This window comes from Pseudomonas sp. CJQ_9, assembly GCF_043106615.1.
Taxonomy (GTDB): domain Bacteria; phylum Pseudomonadota; class Gammaproteobacteria; order Pseudomonadales; family Pseudomonadaceae; genus Aquipseudomonas; species Aquipseudomonas juntendi.
This window is the reverse complement of the sequence record NZ_JBICMS010000102.1, coordinates 17,618-33,985: the sequence shown is the minus strand read 5'-3', so window position 1 is coordinate 33,985 and position 16,368 is coordinate 17,618. Positions and strand designations below refer to the sequence as shown.

The following is a 16,368-nucleotide window of genomic DNA, read 5'->3' as shown; positions in this document are numbered from 1 at the left end:
ACCTGCAGTGCGTTCCCCCGCCGAACCGCGTATGATGCGCGGCCTTTTGGCGCATTCGTCGCCAGAAACCCTTTGTCATTCCTACACCGGGAGGTGCCCAGATGAGTGAGCAAGACCTGCAAGACACCGCAATTACCCCGCCGTCCGGCGAAAAACTGCAGAAAGTGCTGGCCCGCATTGGCGTGGGCTCGCGCCGTGACGTCGAGGCCTGGATCAGCCAGGGCCGGATCAAAGTCAACGGCGTCGCGGCTACCCTCGGCCAACGCGTCGACCTGCATGACGCCATTGCCGTTGACGGCAAGCTGATCAAGCGCGAGGAGGCCGCCGAGGCCACCCGCCGGGTGATCATGTACAACAAACCCGATGGCGAAATCTGCACCCGTGACGACCCGGAAGGCCGCCCGACCGTGTTCGATCGCCTGCCGCGGCCAAAAGAAGGCCGTTGGATCAACATTGGCCGGCTCGACATCAACACCACCGGCCTGCTGCTGTTCACCACCGACGGCGAGCTGGCCAACCGCCTGATGCACCCATCTTACGAGATGGACCGCGAGTACGCGGTGCGTGTGCGTGGTGAAGTCGACGACGAGATGATCGAGCGCCTGAAGGCCGGTGTAATGCTCGAAGACGGCCCGGCCAAGTTCACCGACATCCAGAAGGCACCCGGTGGCGAAGGTTTCAACCACTGGTACCACTGCGTGGTGATGGAAGGCCGTAACCGCGAGGTGCGTCGCCTGTGGGAATCCCAGGGCATGGTGGTCAGCCGCCTGAAGCGCGTGCGCTTTGGCCCGGTGTTCCTCAACTCCGACCTGCCGATGGGCCGCTGGCGGGAAATGTCCCAGGGCGAAATCGACATCCTGGCCGCTGAAGTCGGCTTGCAGCCGGTTGCGCTGCCTGCCTTGAACCTCAAGGCCAAGGACAAGATGGAGCGCCTGCAGCGCAAATCGTCCCGCCCGCTTGGCCGTGGCGAGCGCGTGCGCAACCTGCGCCCGGCCCACGAAGGTGCTGCCGCTGGCGAGCGCCCGGCACGCCAGCCGCGTGAAGAAGCCCCACGCAAAGGCAACCGCGGCAGCGCCGTGGCCGAGCGCCCAAGCGAAATGCGCAAGCGCCCCGCCAAGCCTGAGGGCGACAAGCCTGCCGGCCGTGGCCGCGGCAAACCGCGTGGTTGATTGGCCCAGTTAAGTCATTTGGGGCCGCTTTGCGGCCCTTCGCGGGCACGCCCGCTCCCACAGGGGGTCGCGCATTGCTTGAGTTCAGCGCCAAACATGTGGGAGCGGGCGTGCCCGCGAAGGGCTGCAAAGCAGCCCCAAGACACTGAAGCAAAAGAATTTTTCGGACGACTGGCAAGTCCTCGAACCACGCTGTAAAGAAATGTGTACAAAGTCAGCCGGTTTCCGTTCGTCTTTCGGAATTCGCCCCGTCCTGTCAAAAAAACTTGCCGCTGCCAACGCTGCAAACCCCCTGCGCCAATCCCCACCACCCTTGCCCAAACCCCCGCCCCACGGTGTTATAGCCGCTATTGCCGTGTGCAACAGCCGGTCCACAGCGCCTGGCTGACAAAACAACAAATGGAGGCGCCATGTACGCCGATCACTCCGCCTTTGAAGGCCCACACCACAGGATCGCTGCGTTTTTTCCCGAGGAAAGGATGCAACGCGTTGACGCCTGCGCGTTTGCAGGGGTATACAGTGCGCCGCGTTTTACCTGTGACCCCCTTGCGTACCGCGCACTCTTGATCACGCCTGGTTGACCCGCCCCGGCGGCACCTGAGGTCGAGAAACCCAAGGTAACCACCTTGCCCATTCCGCTGCGCCACGAGCGCGGTGGGTCCGATTCCGTCACAGATAAAAACAATGCAGGTGACTTCGTTCATGAGTGGACAAAACAAGCATTCAGGCGAGCTCAAGCGGGGCCTGAAGAACCGTCACATCCAGTTGATCGCCCTTGGCGGCGCAATTGGTACCGGCCTGTTCCTCGGCTCGGCAGGCGTGATGAAATCCGCCGGCCCGTCGATGATCCTCGGTTACGCCATCTGCGGCTTCATCGCCTTCATGATCATGCGCCAGCTTGGCGAGATGATCGTCGAGGAGCCGGTGGCCGGCTCATTCAGCCATTTTGCCCACACCTACTGGGGCGGCTTCGCCGGTTTCCTGTCTGGCTGGAACTGCTGGGTGCTGTATATCCTGGTGGGCATGTCGGAGCTGTCGGCGGTTGGCAAGTATGTCCACTACTGGTGGCCGGAAATCCCGACCTGGGTTACCGCAGCCGCCTTCTTCGTGCTGATCAACGCCATCAACCTGATGAACGTGAAGTTCTTTGGTGAAGCCGAATTCTGGTTCGCCATCATCAAGGTGGTTGCCATCGTCAGCATGATCGGCCTGGGCGCCTACCTGCTGACCAGCGGCAGCGGCGGCCCGGAGGCCACCGTCGCCAACCTCTGGTCGCATGGCGGGTTCTTCCCCAATGGCGTCAGCGGTCTGGTCATGGCCCTGGCCTTCATCATGTTCTCGTTCGGCGGCCTGGAAATGCTCGGGTTCACCGCTGCCGAAGCCGACAAGCCCAAGACCGTGATCCCCAAGGCGATCAACCAGGTCATCTACCGTATCCTGATCTTCTACGTCGGTGCCTTGGTGGTGCTGCTGTCGCTGACCCCGTGGGACAACCTGGTGGCCAGCATCGACGCCTCGGGCGGCAGTTATGGCAGCAGCCCATTCGTGCAGGTGTTCTCGCTGCTGGGCAGTGACGTGGCCGCCAACCTGCTGAACTTCGTGGTGCTGACGGCCGCGCTGTCGGTGTACAACAGCGGCACCTATTGCAATGCCCGCATGCTGCTGGGCATGGCCGAGCAGGGTGATGCCCCGGCAGCGCTGGCCAAGGTCGACAAGCGCGGTGTGCCGGTGCGCTCGATTCTGGTGTCGGCAGCGGTGACCTTCGTGGCCGTGCTGCTCAACTACCTGATGCCGCAAAATGCTCTGGAACTGCTGATGTCGCTGGTGGTGGCTACCCTGGTGATCAACTGGGCGATGATCAGTTATTCGCACCTGAAATTCCGCCAGCACCTTGACCGCACTGGCCAGAAGCCGCTGTTCAAGGCGCTGTGGTACCCCTATGGCAACTATGTGGTGCTGGCCTTCGTGGTGCTGATTCTCGGCATCATGCTGATGATTCCAGGCATTAAGGTGTCGGTGTACGCGATTCCGATCTGGCTGTTTGCGATGTTCGTGGTGTACATGGTCAAGCCACGTCGGCGGCTGAATACCGGTGGGGTTGCTGGAACCGTAGCCAAGTAAGGCTCTGCAGAAAATAGAGAAACCCGAAGCCGGGGAACTGGCTTCGGGTTTTTTATGGCCTGTTTGGGCCCTATCGCCGGCAAGCCAGCTCCCACAGGGATCGCATCAGGGCTGATAGGTGTTTGTCAGAAGATATGCAGCGCCCGTGAGATCGAGCGCCGCGCGGGCGGCGCTCGCTCTCACAGGCGCTGAAGATGCTGCGGCTACCCTTGCCAGAAACCATAGAATCTCCTACAGGTACTGCACAGGGCTTGGGGCCTATGCGGTCGAGGCAGGACTCAGATCTGCTCCAGCAACCACCCCCTGAACGCCCGCAACGACGGTAATGCCTCATTCCTCGGCGGGTAGATCAGGTAGTAACTGCGCTGGCTGGCAAAAGCTGCCCCGGGGCTGTGCAGTTCACCCTTGGCCAGTTCTTCTTCCACGAGAATGCGCGGTACCAGCCCGATGCCGATCCCGGCGCGCACGGCCTGGATCAGGTGCGAGGTGAGCTCGAAACTCGGCCCCAGGCGCATCGCCCGGTGCGGCAGGCCATGGTGGGAAAACCACTCGCCCCAGGCGTGCGGGTTGTTGGCCACGTTCAGCAGTACCTCTTCGCTGATTCTGGCGGGGCTCCAGCCCTGGCGGTCGGCGCGGGCCTGCGGCGGCACGATCACCACCAGTTCCTCGGCATGCAGGCGATGGCAGATTAGCCCTGGCAGGTCGTGGCTGGCCACGCCAATAGCGGCATCTATCTCGCTGGTTTCGAAGTTGATGGCTTCGATGCGTGAATGAATGTGCACCAGCATGCCTGGGTGCGCGCTGTAGAACGCATGCAAGCGCGGCAACAGCCATTTGGAGCCGAAGGTGGGCAGGGTGGCCAGGCGCAAGGTGCCTACCCCGGACTGGTAAGCCAGCGCCTGCAGGGTGGCGCTACGGATGCGCCCCAGCGCCTCGCTGAGCTCGCCCTGGTACAGCCGGCCGACATCGGTCAGCTGCACCTGGCGCCCTTCACGGCGGAACAGGGTCAGGCCCAGTTGTTGTTCCAGTGCCTGCACCTGGCGGCTGACCGCGCTCTGGGTCAGTGATAGTTCGGCAGCGGCGCGGGTGTAACTTTCATGCCGGGCGGCGGCCTCGAATGCCAGCAGCAGCGACATGGACGGAGTCAGGTGGCGGTAATTCATTCATAAAAGTCATTGATAGCGGCAGGATTATCCGTTTGCCCCTGAGCGCAAACTACAGGAACATTGGCTTATACGTCATCCCCGCCTGGTTTGACCCATGCCGGAACGACAGCAATCCCGTGAATAGCCAATATCTAGAGGCCATCCTTCGATGATCGCCCAGCTGCCAACCGTTGCACCCAGCGCCAACTACCCCGAATTCCTCGAAGCCCTGCGCAACAGCGGCTTTCGTGGCCAGATCAGTGCCGACTACGCGACCCGCACGGTGTTGGCCACCGACAACTCGATCTATCAGCGCCTGCCGCAGGCAGCGGTGTTCCCGCTGGATGCCGACGATGTGGCGCGCGTGGCCACGCTGATGGCCGAAGCACGCTTTCGGCACGTAAAGCTCACCCCGCGTGGCGGGGGGACCGGCACCAACGGCCAGTCGCTGACCGATGGCATTGTCGTCGACCTGTCGCGGCACATGAACAACATCCTCGAAATCAACGTCGAGGAGCGCTGGGTGCGGGTGCAGGCTGGCACCGTCAAGGACCAGCTCAATGCTGCGCTCAAGCCGTACGGGCTGTTCTTCGCCCCTGAGCTGTCCACGTCCAACCGCGCCACCGTCGGCGGCATGATCAACACCGACGCCAGCGGCCAGGGCAGCTGCACCTATGGCAAAACCCGCGACCACGTCCTGGAGTTGCACAGCGTGCTGCTCGGTGGCGAGCGCCTGCACAGCCTGCCGATCGATGAGGCCGCGCTGGAGCAGGCCTGTGCCGCGCCTGGCCGGGTGGGCGAGGTGTACCGCATGGCGCGGGACATCCAGCGAACCCAAGGCGACCTGATCGAGCGCACCTTCCCCAGGCTCAACCGCTGCCTGACCGGCTACGACCTGGCGCACCTGCGCGACGAGCAGGGCCGTTTCAACCTCAATAGCGTGCTGTGCGGTGCCGAGGGCTCGCTTGGGTATGTGGTCGAAGCCAAGCTCAATGTGCTGCCGATCCCCAAGTACGCGGTACTGGTCAATGTGCGCTACAGCAGTTTCATGGATGCCCTGCGCGACGCCAACGCGCTGATGGCGCACAAGCCGCTGTCCATCGAAACCGTGGACTCCAAGGTGCTCATGCTGGCGATGAAGGATATCGTCTGGCACAGCGTTGCCGAATACTTCCCGGCCGACCCCGAGCGGCCGACCCTGGGCATCAACCTGGTGGAGTTCTGCGGGGACGAGCCGGCGCAGGTCAACGCCAAGGTGCAGGCGTTCATCCAGCACCTGCAGAGCGACACCAGTGTCGAGCGCCTGGGCCACACACTGGCCGAGGGTTCCGAGGCCGTCACCCGCGTCTACACCATGCGCAAGCGCTCGGTGGGCCTGCTGGGTAACGTCGAGGGCGAGGTGCGCCCGCAACCTTTCGTCGAGGACACCGCGGTGCCGCCGGAGCAACTGGCCGACTACATCGCCGACTTCCGGGCCTTGCTCGATGGTTATGGCCTGGCCTACGGCATGTTCGGCCACGTGGATGCCGGCGTGCTGCACGTACGCCCCGCGCTGGACATGAAAGACCCGGCCCAGGCCGCGCTGGTCAAGCCGATTTCCGATGCGGTGGCGGCATTGACCAAACGCTATGGCGGCCTGTTGTGGGGCGAGCATGGCAAGGGCCTGCGTTCGGAGTACGTGCCGGAGTATTTTGGCGAACTGTACCCAGCACTGCAGCGCCTGAAGGGCGCCTTCGACCCGCATAACCAGCTGAACCCGGGCAAGATCTGCACGCCGCCTGACAGCCCCGAAGGCCTGACCAAGGTCGATGGCGTGACCCTGCGCGGGGACCTGGACCGCAGCATCGACGAACGAGTCTGGCAAGACTTCGGCAGCTCCGTGCACTGCAACGGCAACGGCGCCTGCTACAACTACGACCCCAACGACGCCATGTGCCCCTCATGGAAAGCCACTCGTGAGCGCCAGCACTCGCCCAAGGGCCGTGCCTCGTTGATGCGCGAATGGCTGCGCCTGCAGGGCGAAGCGAACATCGACGTGCTGGCTGCGGCGCGTAACAAGGTCTCGTGGCTAAAGGGCCTGCCGGCGCGCCTGCGTAACAACCGCGCCCGCAACCAGGGCCAGGCCGACTTCTCCCATGAGGTGTATGACGCCATGGCCGGCTGCCTGGCGTGCAAGTCCTGCGCCGGGCAGTGCCCGATCAAGGTCAACGTGCCGGACTTCCGCTCGCGCTTTCTCGAGCTGTACCACGGCCGTTATCAGCGCCCCCTGCGTGACTACCTGATCGGCTCGCTGGAGTACACCATCCCCTACCTGGCACACGCACCGGGGCTGTACAACGCGGTGATGGGGTCGAAATGGGTGAGCAGGCTGCTGGCCGAAAAGGTCGGCATGGTCGACAGCCCATTGATCAGCCGCTTCAACTTCCAGGCCACCCTGACCCGCTGCCGGGTTGGCGTGGCCACGGTGCCGGCGCTTCGCGAACTGACCCCGGCCCAGCGCGAGCGCAGCATCGTGCTGGTGCAGGATGCCTTCACCCGTTACTTCGAAACACCGTTGCTCTCGGCGTTCATCGACCTGGCCAATCGCCTCGGTCATCGGGTGTTCCTGGCGCCGTATAGCGCCAACGGCAAGCCGCTGCATGTGCAGGGGTTCCTCGGTGCATTCGCCAAGGCGGCGATCCGCAATGCCAGCCAGCTCAAGGCCCTGGCCGATTGCGGCGTGCCGCTGGTGGGCTTGGACCCGGCCATGACCCTGGTGTACCGCCAGGAGTACCAGAAAGTACCTGGCGTGGACGGTTGCCCGCAGGTGCTGCTGCCGCAGGAATGGCTGATGAATGTGCTGCCCGAACAGGCACCGACCGCGCCGGGCAACTTCCGCCTGATGGCGCACTGCACCGAGAAGACCAATGTGCCGGCCAGTACCCGCCAATGGGAGCAAGTGTTTGCCCGTTTGGGCCTGAAGCTGGTGACCGAAGCCACTGGTTGCTGCGGTATGTCCGGTACCTACGGGCATGAGGCGCGCAATCAGCAAACCTCGCGGACCATCTTCGAGCAAAGCTGGGCCACCAAGCTGGACAAGGAGGGCGAACCCTTGGCTACCGGGTATTCGTGCCGCAGCCAGGTCAAGCGCATGACCGAACGCCAGCTGCGCCACCCGCTGGAAGTGGTGTTGCAGTACGCTCAGCGCTGACCTTCAGCGGCGCGGGCTGCCTTGCAGCCCAGCGCGGCTGCGTTTTACCGCGCCCGGGCCTGTTGAGCCTGCCGGTACAGATACAGGCTCAACAGCAACCCACAGGCCGCAGCGGCCGCGGCAAACACGAACATCGAGGCAAACCCGAACCCGGCCGCCACCGCGCCCACCAAAGGCCCGGTTACCCCCAGTGACAAGTCGATGAACAGCGAATACGCCCCTACCGCCGCCCCGCGGTTGGCCGCCGAGACCTGGTTCACTGCCTCAACGCCCAGCGCCGGGAATACCAGCGAAAAGCCAAACCCGCTCAGTGCTGCCCCTGCCAGTGCCAGCTCTGCGCTGGGCGCCAACCACAGCATCAGCAGCCCCAGCGTTTCTACCGCCAGGCAGGCAATGGCCACGCGAAACCCGCCAATCCGGTTGATCAGGTTGCCAAACAGCAGGCGAGCACTGATGAAGCTGGCACCGAACAGGCTCAAGGTCAGTGCGGCGTTGGCCCAGCCCTGGCTGGCGTAATACAGGGTGATGAAGGTGGCGATGGTGCCAAAGCCGATCGAGCCCAGGGCCAGCCCCGAGCCATGCGGGAAGACTTTGCCCAGTACGCTCAGGAACGGCAGGCGCACACCATGGACGATGGGCGCAGCCTGTTTGGGCCAGGCCAGCAGCAGGCCGACCGCGCACAGCAGGATGATGCTCAGGCCCATGCTCCATAGCCCAAGGCCCTTGACCATCAGTACGCCCAGCGGCGCGCCGATGGCCAGGGCGCCGTAGCTGGCGATACCGTTCCAGGAAATGACTTTGGCCGTGTTGGCAGCCCCGACCCGACCGATGCCCCAGCCTATCGAGCCCGAACCCACCAGGCTTTCGGCGCTGCCCAACACCAGTCGGCCAGCCAGCAGGCAGGCCAGGCTCCACCCGGGCAGGTGTGTCAGGAAGGCGCAGGCCAGCATGAACACGCCGCTGATGCCGCAGCCGGCAAGGCCGTAGATCACGGCTTTCTTGCTGCCGTGGTTGTCGATGATGCGGCTGGCGGTGGGGCGGCTGAGCAGGGTCGCGAGGTACTGCACGCTGATCACCAGGCCGGCGACGACGGTACTGAAACCCAGGTCGTTGTGTACGTAGCCGGGCAGTACGGCCAGCGGAATGCCGATGTTCAGGTAGCCAATGAAGGTGAACAGAACGATGGAGACGACTTGCAGGGTGACCGCAAGGGGGCGGGGTGAGTCGGGCATGAGGGCCTACATGGGTTCTGGACGGTGTGAAAACGTGCTGACGGGGGTGGCCCGCAGGTCAGCCGTTTTCACACAGTCGGGGATGCGCAGTTAGTCCTGGTCAGCGCTGGATTGATCGTCACCATCCTGCTCGACGGCAGTTGCCGGTTCGGCGTGGGCGGTCACGGTTGGCTCTTCTGGGTTCAGGCTTGGGAAGGGAAGATTCGGGATCTCATGCATCTCGTCGTTCCTCGCAAGTGTGAGTGAAAAGTCTGCGCCAGGCGCGTTTGAAGCTTTACAAAGCTGGGGCAGGATACACAAGTCTGGATGACAGTTTGGTTTTTTTCCCGCTCGCCGGTCGGGTTTGCGGGCGAACAGCGCACAACGTCTGGCCGAAAAACGGCGGCTATGTGGCGCATTCGCCCGCCAGGCAGGGGTGGGCGCAGGGCAGCGGCCTTGCCGGTGCCAGTGAGGCAGCCGCGGCTTTATTTGCGGCCTTCAGCCGATTCCGCCACCTTGTCGGTACGCGCGCACATGATGAAGTCGTTGCGGTGCAGGCCCTTGATCGAGTGGCTCCACCAGGTCACGGTCACCTTGCCCCACTCGGTCAGCAGCCCAGGGTGGTGGCCTTCGGCTTCGGCGATTTCGCCAACGGCATTGGTGAACGCCAAGGCGTGCTTGAAGTTCTTGAACAGGAAGACGCGCTCCAGCTCCATATGGCCGTCACGTACTTCGATGTTCCAGTCCGGGATCTCGCGAATCAGTTCTGCCAGCTCTTGGTCGGTGACTTTCGGCGCGTCGGCGCGGCAGGCTTCGCAGTGGGCTTGGTTCAAGGCATTCATGGAATGGTTTCCGCTTCGAGTTGTTATCGGCAAGGTCGCTCAGGCAGCAACCTTGGGTGGAAATTTAGGCGCATGCAGGCCCAGCTGCATGGCGGTGTGGACCATGCCCATGATGTCCTCGTGGGCCAGGTCGAACAGGCGCTTCATGTTTGGCAACACGAAGTACAGGGGCTGCAGGATGTCGATGCGGTACGGTGTACGCATGGCTTCGACGGGGTCGAAAGCCTGGTGTTCGGGTTCGCCAGACAGGCAATATACGGTCTCTTTAGGCGATGAAAGAATGCCGCCACCGTAGATTTTGCAGCCTTGGGCGGTTTCCATCAGGCCGAATTCGATGGTCATCCAGTACAGACGGGCCAGGTACACCCGTTGTTCCTTGGTCGCGGCCAGGCCTAGCTTGCCATAGGTGTGGGTGAATTCAGCAAACCAGGGGTTGGTCAGCAGCGGGCAGTGGCCAAAAATCTCGTGGAAGATGTCTGGTTCCTGCAGGTAGTCCAACTCCTGCGGGGTGCGAATGAAGGTAGCGACCGGGAAGCGCTTGCTGGCCAGCAGTTCGAAAAAGGTCTGGAAGGGGATGAGGGCAGGTACCCGGGCCACCTGCCAACCGGTGGTGGCACCTAGCACCTTGTTGATTTCACCCAGCTGCGGAATGCGCTCATGGGGCAGCTTGAGTTGCTCGATACCATCCAGGTATTCCTGGCACGCGCGGCCTTCGATCACCTTCAACTGGCGGGTGATCAGGGTATTCCATACCGCATGCTCTTGCTGCGGGTAATCGATAAAACCATGCGCATCGGGCTCGCGGGCCACGTAGTGCGTCTGTTTCATAAGGCTCTCCTGGTGAGGGCTTTCTTGTTATGTACGGCACATACCCAAGCATTAGGCTTTTGCTCACCGCTTTGCACGGGGGGCTGGCTGCGTTGAAGCACCGCGCCAGGTGAATTTCGTAACGAAAATTTTACAAGTTTGGCGGTGGTGTGGAAAATACGCCGTATCCGGCTGATGTTTGTCCGGCTTTTGTCAGCTTATCTTTACGAATTTTTGCGCTGTGTTGAAGAACATCGGCGCTGCGAGAGCCCTCATGCGTATCAAAGTGCATTGCCAGAATCGCATTGGCATCCTGCGGGACATCCTTAACCTGCTGGTCGAATACGGCATCAACGTGTTGCGCGGCGAGGTGGGGGGTGACCATGGCAACGCCATCTACCTGCACTGCCCGAACCTGGTCAATTTGCAGTTCCAGGCCCTGCGCCCGAAGTTCGAGGCCATTGCCGGGGTGTTCGGCGTAAAGCGCGTGGGGCTGATGCCCAGCGAGCGCCGGCACATGGAGCTGAATGCGCTACTGGGGGCCCTGGATTTCCCGGTGCTGTCGGTAGACATGGGCGGCAGCATCGTTGCGGCCAACCGTGCCGCGGCGCAGCTGCTGGGGGTACGCGTGGACGAAGTGCCGGGCATGCCATTGGCCCGCTACGTCGAAGATTTCGACCTGCCGGAGCTGGTGCGCGCCAACAAGTCGCGTATCAACGGCCTGCGCATCCAGGTCAAGGGTGATGTGTTCCTGGCCGATATCGCGCCGCTGCAGTCCGAGCATGACGAGAGCGAGGCGCTGGCCGGTGCCGTGCTTACCCTGCACCGTGCCGACCGCATTGGCGAGCGCATCTACAACGTGCGCAAGCAGGAGTTGCGGGGTTTCGACAGCATCTTCCAGAGTTCGCGGGTGATGGCAGCCGTGGTGCGTGAAGCGCGGCGCATGGCGCCGCTGGATGCGCCGTTGCTGATCGAGGGCGAGACCGGCACCGGCAAGGAGCTGCTGGCGCGGGCGTGCCACCTGGCCAGCCCGCGCGGGCAGTCGCCATTGATGGCGCTGAACTGTGCCGGGTTGCCAGAGTCGATGGCCGAGACCGAGCTGTTCGGCTATGGCCCGGGGGCATTCGAAGGGGCGCGGGCCGAGGGCAAGCTTGGGTTACTGGAACTGACTGCGGGGGGCACCTTGTTCCTTGACGGGGTGGGGGAGATGAGCCCGCGCCTGCAGGTCAAGCTGCTGCGCTTCCTGCAGGACGGTTGCTTCCGCCGGGTCGGCAGCGATGAAGAGGTCTACCTGGATGTACGGGTGATCTGCGCCACGCAGGTGGACTTGTCCGAATTGTGTGCCCGTGGTGAGTTCCGCCAGGACTTGTATCACCGCCTCAACGTATTGTCGCTGCACATTCCGCCCTTGCGCGAGTGCATGGATGGCCTGGAAGGGCTGGTGCAGCATTTTCTTGATCAGGCCAGCCGGCAGATCGGCTGTGCCTTGCCGCGTTTGGCACCGGCAGCGATGGACAAACTTGGGCACTATCATTGGCCGGGTAATGTAAGGCAGTTGGAAAACGTCTTGTTCCAGGCAGTTTCGTTATGCGAAGGCGGCGTGGTCAAGAGCGAGCATATACGGTTGCCTGATTATGGCGTGCGCCAGCCGCTGGGTGATTTTTCGCTGGAAGGGGATCTTTCGCAGATCGTCGGGCGCTTTGAAAAAGTGGTGCTGGAAAGTTTGATGGGCGAGTTTCCCAGTAGCCGGGCGCTGGGGAAAAGATTGGGTGTTTCGCATACCACCATTGCCAACAAGTTGAGGGATTATTCGCTTAACAAGTCGGGCGATTAGAGGTCGGGCAACAACTTTGTTACTACTTTCAAGTTACAGGCATTGCGTCGCGAAGGGGGCCGCAGGGCCCCCGATTCAAGGTCTTCAGCCGTTAGAGCAGCCGTTCCCCATCACGCGATATTCGAGGATGTGCTTCTGCCCTTGGGAGTCCTCGTAGGTCATGCGCGCTGGCACGACTTCGCACACATTGGGCACTTCGCTCATGGAGATGACGCGCGCAATATCCAGGTGCTGAGAGTAACTGTATTGTTCAACCGGAATCTGCTCGGCATCTTTGGCTTCATCGGCCAGTGCCGCGCCGCAAAGACTACCCAGTACCAATACCAGTAAAGCTTTCATTTTAAATATACCTGCCTAAGGTCGTGAGGGGGCGCGCGGCACTTGTGGCGCCGCGTGTACAACAAGTTTCAACTAAACCAGATAAAGGGAGATCAACGTGTGCCTTCGTGGGGGCTGTTACCAGTTGTTAATCGCCTTGCCGTTGCTGGCGAAGTGAATTTTATGGCTGCCACCCGGGCTGAAACAGGGGGTGTTTTGATAAAGTCTTTTAACAGAATCTGTAACAATCCTTCGGCCGGCGCGTTTCGCTGCATGCCAGGCAGGCTGTAAGGCCCGCGCCAGAGCTTTCTGCCGGTACGGCCGTACCAAATTACTACCAACGTCGAATGGCTTTTGTTGCTCTGGTACAGTTACAAACGGTCCCATACAAAAACAACTATTACACCGAGGTAACACAGATGAGTGCGGCTCCACTGTATCCCGTTCGTCCCGAGGTTGCGGCCACTACGCTGACCGACGAGGCCACCTACAAGGCCATGTACCAGCAATCGGTGATCAACCCGGACGGCTTCTGGCGCGAGCAGGCCCAGCGTATCGACTGGATCAAGCCGTTCACCAAGGTCAAGCAGACCTCGTTCGACGACCACCACGTCGATATCAAATGGTTCGCCGACGGCACTCTGAACGTTTCCTCCAACTGCCTGGACCGTCACCTGGAAGAGCGCGGTGACCAGCTGGCGATCATCTGGGAAGGTGACGACCCTTCCGAACACCGCAACATTACCTACCGCGAACTGCACGAGCAGGTCTGCAAGTTTGCCAACGCCCTGCGTGGCCAGGACGTGCACCGTGGTGACGTGGTCACCATCTACATGCCGATGATCCCCGAAGCCGTGGTCGCCATGCTGGCCTGTGCGCGCATCGGGGCGATCCATTCGGTGGTGTTCGGCGGCTTCTCGCCCGAAGCGCTGGCCGGCCGGATCATCGACTGCAAGTCCAAGGTGGTGATCACTGCCGACGAGGGCCTGCGCGGTGGTCGTCGTACCCCACTCAAGGCCAACGTCGACCTGGCGTTGACCAACCCTGAAACCAACAGCGTGCAGAAAATCATCGTGTGCAAGCGCACCGGTGGCGACATCGCCTGGCACCAGCACCGCGACATCTGGTACGAAGACCTGATGAAGGTGGCTTCCAGCCATTGCGCGCCGAAAGAAATGGGCGCCGAAGAAGCGCTGTTCATCCTCTATACCTCGGGTTCCACCGGTAAGCCAAAAGGGGTGCTGCACACCACGGGCGGTTACCTGGTGTATGCCGCGCTGACCCATGAGCGCGTGTTCGACTACCGCCCCGGCGAGGTGTACTGGTGCACCGCCGACGTGGGCTGGGTCACTGGCCACAGCTATATCGTCTATGGCCCGCTGGCCAACGGCGCCACCACCTTGCTGTTCGAGGGTGTGCCGAACTACCCGGACATCACCCGGGTGTCGAAGATCATCGACAAGCACAAGGTCAACATCCTCTACACCGCGCCAACGGCCATCCGCGCCATGATGGCCGAAGGGCAGGCCGCCGTGACCGGGGCCGATGGCTCCAGCCTGCGCCTGCTGGGGTCGGTGGGCGAGCCGATCAACCCGGAAGCGTGGAACTGGTATTACAAGGCCGTGGGCAAGGAGCGCTGCCCGATCGTCGACACCTGGTGGCAGACCGAAACCGGCGGCATCCTGATCAGCCCGCTGCCGGGTGCCACCGGCCTGAAACCAGGGTCTGCAACCCGGCCGTTCTTCGGCGTGGTGCCGGCACTGGTGGACAACCTGGGCAACCTGATCGACGGTGCGGCCGAGGGCAACCTGGTGATCCTCGATTCCTGGCCTGGGCAGTCGCGTTCGCTGTATGGCGACCACGACCGTTTCGTGGATACCTATTTCAAGACCTTCCGCGGCATGTACTTCACTGGCGACGGCGCGCGCCGGGACGAGGACGGTTACTACTGGATCACCGGTCGCGTGGACGACGTGCTCAACGTGTCGGGCCACCGCATGGGCACGGCCGAGATCGAAAGCGCCATGGTGGCTCACGCCAAGGTGGCCGAAGCTGCAGTGGTGGGTGTACCCCACGACATCAAGGGGCAGGGCATTTACGTGTATGTCACCCTCAATGCGGGTGTCGAGGCCAGCGAGCAGTTGCGCCTGGAATTGAAGAACTGGGTGCGCAAGGAGATCGGCCCTATCGCTTCACCGGATGTGATCCAGTGGGCGCCTGGGCTGCCCAAGACCCGCTCCGGCAAGATCATGCGCCGCATCCTGCGCAAGATTGCTACCGGTGAGTACGATGCGTTGGGCGATATCTCGACCCTGGCCGACCCTGGGGTGGTGCAGCACCTGATCGACACTCACAAGGCGATGAGCCTGGCTTCGGCCTGATGGCGGCCCCGCGGGTGCGCTGAATGACAGGGGCCGCTTTGCGACCCATCGCGACGCAAGGCCGCTCCTACAGAAACCCTGCCCGGGCAACCGGCGGGGTTTTTGCTTTACTGTTACCCGACAATCATCGGTAACCGTTGTGTCACCGGTGCCGCACAATGGCGGGGCGCGCGGAAACAAAACCGGCCCATATCAGTGCAGGTTCATGACATTTGACGCCCTGCGGCTCGCCCCACTTGCCGTAATTCGAGGCTTTGCCAATAATAGGCCCAGGAATTGCTAGTTCTATAGGTTCTATTTCTTGCGCTTTTGCATATTTTGCAATGGCTGTCAACATCGCCCGCGGCGGTTTCAGGCGCTTCTATAAGTAGTTGTCGCTTTGAAGAAATATCGACTACCGGGCTGTCGTTAGAATGCCACTCACTCGCTCGTGGTATGCGGCCTTGGTCGAACCCTGCGCGGCTCGCGTTGTACTCATTCGCATATCGGGCAGCCGTGATCTGCCTTGTATTGCCCCGTACCGATGGAGTTACCTGATGAAGAAGCTTGCACTGCTTGGCGCCCTGGCGCTGTCCGTGTTTTCCCTGGTATCGCAGGCCGATGAAAAGCCGTTGAAAATCGGCATCGAGGCCGCTTACCCACCCTTCGCCTTCAAACAGCCCGACGGCAGCATCGCTGGCTTCGACTACGACATCGGCAACGCCTTGTGCGAAGAGATGAAGGCCAAGTGCACCTGGGTCGAGCAAGAATTCGATGGCCTGATTCCGGCGCTGAAGGTGCGCAAGATCGACGCCATCCTGTCGTCGATGTCGATCACCGAAGACCGCAAGAAGTCGGTCGACTTCACCAAGCGCTACTACCTGACCCCGGCGCGCCTGGTCATGAAGGAAGGCACCACCGTCAGCGCCAGCCTGGACGAACTCAAGGGCAAGAAGATCGGCGTACAGCGCGGCTCGATCCACGACCGCTTCGCCAAGGAAGTGCTGGGCGCCAAAGGTGCCACCGTCGTGCCTTACGGCACCCAGAACGAAATCTACCTGGACGTGGCAGCCGGTCGCCTCGATGGCACCGTGGCTGACGCCACCCTGCTGGAAGACGGCTTCCTGAAAACCGACGCCGGCAAGGGCTTTGCCTTCGTAGGCCCGGCCTTCACCGACGCCAAGTACTTCGGTGATGGCATCGGCATCGCCGTGCGCAAGGGTGACAAGGCCAACGTCGACCGTATCAACGCGGCCATCGATGCCATTCGGGCCAACGGCAAGTACAAAGAAATCGAGAAGAAGTACTTCAACTTCGACATCTACGGTCCAGACTCGAACTAAGACGTCGGGTTTCACCTGTGCAATGGTG

The 16,368-nt window shown here is 62.0% G+C and carries 12 protein-coding genes; 6 read left to right on the top strand and 6 right to left on the bottom strand.

Annotated features, from left to right (window positions below; all coding sequences use genetic code 11):
* The first annotated feature begins 101 nt into the window (after window positions 1-101).
* The gene (gene rluB / locus ACF8SD_RS23185; RefSeq protein ID WP_009683647.1) at window positions 102-1,169 is read left to right on the top strand and encodes a 23S rRNA pseudouridine(2605) synthase RluB; all 1,068 of its coding nucleotides are present in this window, start codon (window positions 102-104) and stop codon (window positions 1,167-1,169) included.
* A gap of 702 nt (window positions 1,170-1,871) precedes the next feature.
* Complete coding sequence (locus ACF8SD_RS23180; protein WP_392484035.1) at window positions 1,872-3,290, top strand: amino acid permease; 1,419 nt, start codon at window positions 1,872-1,874, stop codon at window positions 3,288-3,290.
* Window positions 3,291-3,568: 278 nt separating this feature from the next.
* Here ACF8SD_RS23180 and ACF8SD_RS23175 read toward each other — a convergent pair whose 3' ends face one another.
* Window positions 3,569-4,453, bottom strand: a complete 885-nt coding sequence (locus tag ACF8SD_RS23175; RefSeq protein ID WP_392484034.1) for a LysR substrate-binding domain-containing protein — start codon at window positions 4,451-4,453, stop codon at window positions 3,569-3,571.
* A gap of 151 nt (window positions 4,454-4,604) precedes the next feature.
* Here ACF8SD_RS23175 and ACF8SD_RS23170 point away from each other — a divergent pair, with 151 nt between their 5' ends.
* Complete coding sequence (locus tag ACF8SD_RS23170) at window positions 4,605-7,625, top strand: FAD-binding and (Fe-S)-binding domain-containing protein (protein WP_392484033.1); 3,021 nt, start codon at window positions 4,605-4,607, stop codon at window positions 7,623-7,625.
* Between the two features lie 44 nt (window positions 7,626-7,669).
* Here ACF8SD_RS23170 and ACF8SD_RS23165 read toward each other — a convergent pair whose 3' ends face one another.
* The 4 genes from ACF8SD_RS23165 to phhA form a co-directional block, all read right to left on the bottom strand.
* A complete protein-coding gene (locus tag ACF8SD_RS23165; protein ID WP_173888009.1) occupies window positions 7,670-8,857 on the bottom strand; it encodes an MFS transporter in 1,188 nt (395 codons plus the stop codon).
* A 90-nt stretch (window positions 8,858-8,947) separates the two neighbouring features.
* Window positions 8,948-9,076: a hypothetical protein gene (locus tag ACF8SD_RS23160; RefSeq protein ID WP_256222019.1), complete on the bottom strand. Its 129-nt coding sequence runs from the start codon at window positions 9,074-9,076 to the stop codon at window positions 8,948-8,950.
* Window positions 9,077-9,321: 245 nt separating this feature from the next.
* On the bottom strand, window positions 9,322-9,678 hold the full coding sequence (locus ACF8SD_RS23155; RefSeq protein ID WP_173888010.1) for a 4a-hydroxytetrahydrobiopterin dehydratase: 357 nt from the start codon (window positions 9,676-9,678) through the stop codon (window positions 9,322-9,324).
* Between the two features lie 39 nt (window positions 9,679-9,717).
* The gene (gene phhA, locus ACF8SD_RS23150; protein ID WP_173888011.1) at window positions 9,718-10,506 is read right to left on the bottom strand and encodes a phenylalanine 4-monooxygenase; all 789 of its coding nucleotides are present in this window, start codon (window positions 10,504-10,506) and stop codon (window positions 9,718-9,720) included.
* A 253-nt stretch (window positions 10,507-10,759) separates the two neighbouring features.
* Here phhA and ACF8SD_RS23145 point away from each other — a divergent pair, with 253 nt between their 5' ends.
* Window positions 10,760-12,319, top strand: a complete 1,560-nt coding sequence (locus tag ACF8SD_RS23145; protein WP_392484032.1) for a sigma-54-dependent transcriptional regulator — start codon at window positions 10,760-10,762, stop codon at window positions 12,317-12,319.
* An 84-nt stretch (window positions 12,320-12,403) separates the two neighbouring features.
* Here the strand turns inward: ACF8SD_RS23145 and ACF8SD_RS23140 are convergent, their stop codons facing one another.
* Window positions 12,404-12,658, bottom strand: a complete 255-nt coding sequence (locus tag ACF8SD_RS23140) for a DUF2790 domain-containing protein (protein WP_009681490.1) — start codon at window positions 12,656-12,658, stop codon at window positions 12,404-12,406.
* Window positions 12,659-13,056: 398 nt separating this feature from the next.
* Here ACF8SD_RS23140 and acs point away from each other — a divergent pair, with 398 nt between their 5' ends.
* Window positions 13,057-15,018 carry an acetate--CoA ligase gene (gene acs, locus ACF8SD_RS23135; RefSeq protein WP_173888013.1) on the top strand — a complete coding sequence of 654 codons (1,962 nt, stop codon included), beginning with the start codon at window positions 13,057-13,059 and terminating at the stop codon, window positions 15,016-15,018.
* Between the two features lie 536 nt (window positions 15,019-15,554).
* Window positions 15,555-16,340 (top strand): ABC transporter substrate-binding protein, encoded by a 786-nt coding sequence (locus ACF8SD_RS23130; RefSeq protein ID WP_173888014.1) that lies wholly within the window; start codon window positions 15,555-15,557, stop codon window positions 16,338-16,340.
* The last annotated feature ends 28 nt before the right edge of the window (window positions 16,341-16,368 follow it).

Coding starts and splice junctions, on each gene's coding strand:
- ACF8SD_RS23160 (WP_256222019.1), bottom strand. CDS start 9,076: ATGCATGAGATCCCGAATCTTCCCTTCCCAAGCCTGAACCCAGAAGAG.
- rluB (WP_009683647.1), top strand. CDS start 102: ATGAGTGAGCAAGACCTGCAAGACACCGCAATTACCCCGCCGTCCGGC.
- phhA (WP_173888011.1), bottom strand. CDS start 10,506: ATGAAACAGACGCACTACGTGGCCCGCGAGCCCGATGCGCATGGTTTT.
- ACF8SD_RS23165 (WP_173888009.1), bottom strand. CDS start 8,857: ATGCCCGACTCACCCCGCCCCCTTGCGGTCACCCTGCAAGTCGTCTCC.
- ACF8SD_RS23130 (WP_173888014.1), top strand. CDS start 15,555: ATGAAGAAGCTTGCACTGCTTGGCGCCCTGGCGCTGTCCGTGTTTTCC.
- ACF8SD_RS23175 (WP_392484034.1), bottom strand. CDS start 4,453: ATGAATTACCGCCACCTGACTCCGTCCATGTCGCTGCTGCTGGCATTC.
- ACF8SD_RS23155 (WP_173888010.1), bottom strand. CDS start 9,678: ATGAATGCCTTGAACCAAGCCCACTGCGAAGCCTGCCGCGCCGACGCG.
- acs (WP_173888013.1), top strand. CDS start 13,057: ATGAGTGCGGCTCCACTGTATCCCGTTCGTCCCGAGGTTGCGGCCACT.
- ACF8SD_RS23145 (WP_392484032.1), top strand. CDS start 10,760: ATGCGTATCAAAGTGCATTGCCAGAATCGCATTGGCATCCTGCGGGAC.
- ACF8SD_RS23180 (WP_392484035.1), top strand. CDS start 1,872: ATGAGTGGACAAAACAAGCATTCAGGCGAGCTCAAGCGGGGCCTGAAG.
- ACF8SD_RS23140 (WP_009681490.1), bottom strand. CDS start 12,658: ATGAAAGCTTTACTGGTATTGGTACTGGGTAGTCTTTGCGGCGCGGCA.
- ACF8SD_RS23170 (WP_392484033.1), top strand. CDS start 4,605: ATGATCGCCCAGCTGCCAACCGTTGCACCCAGCGCCAACTACCCCGAA.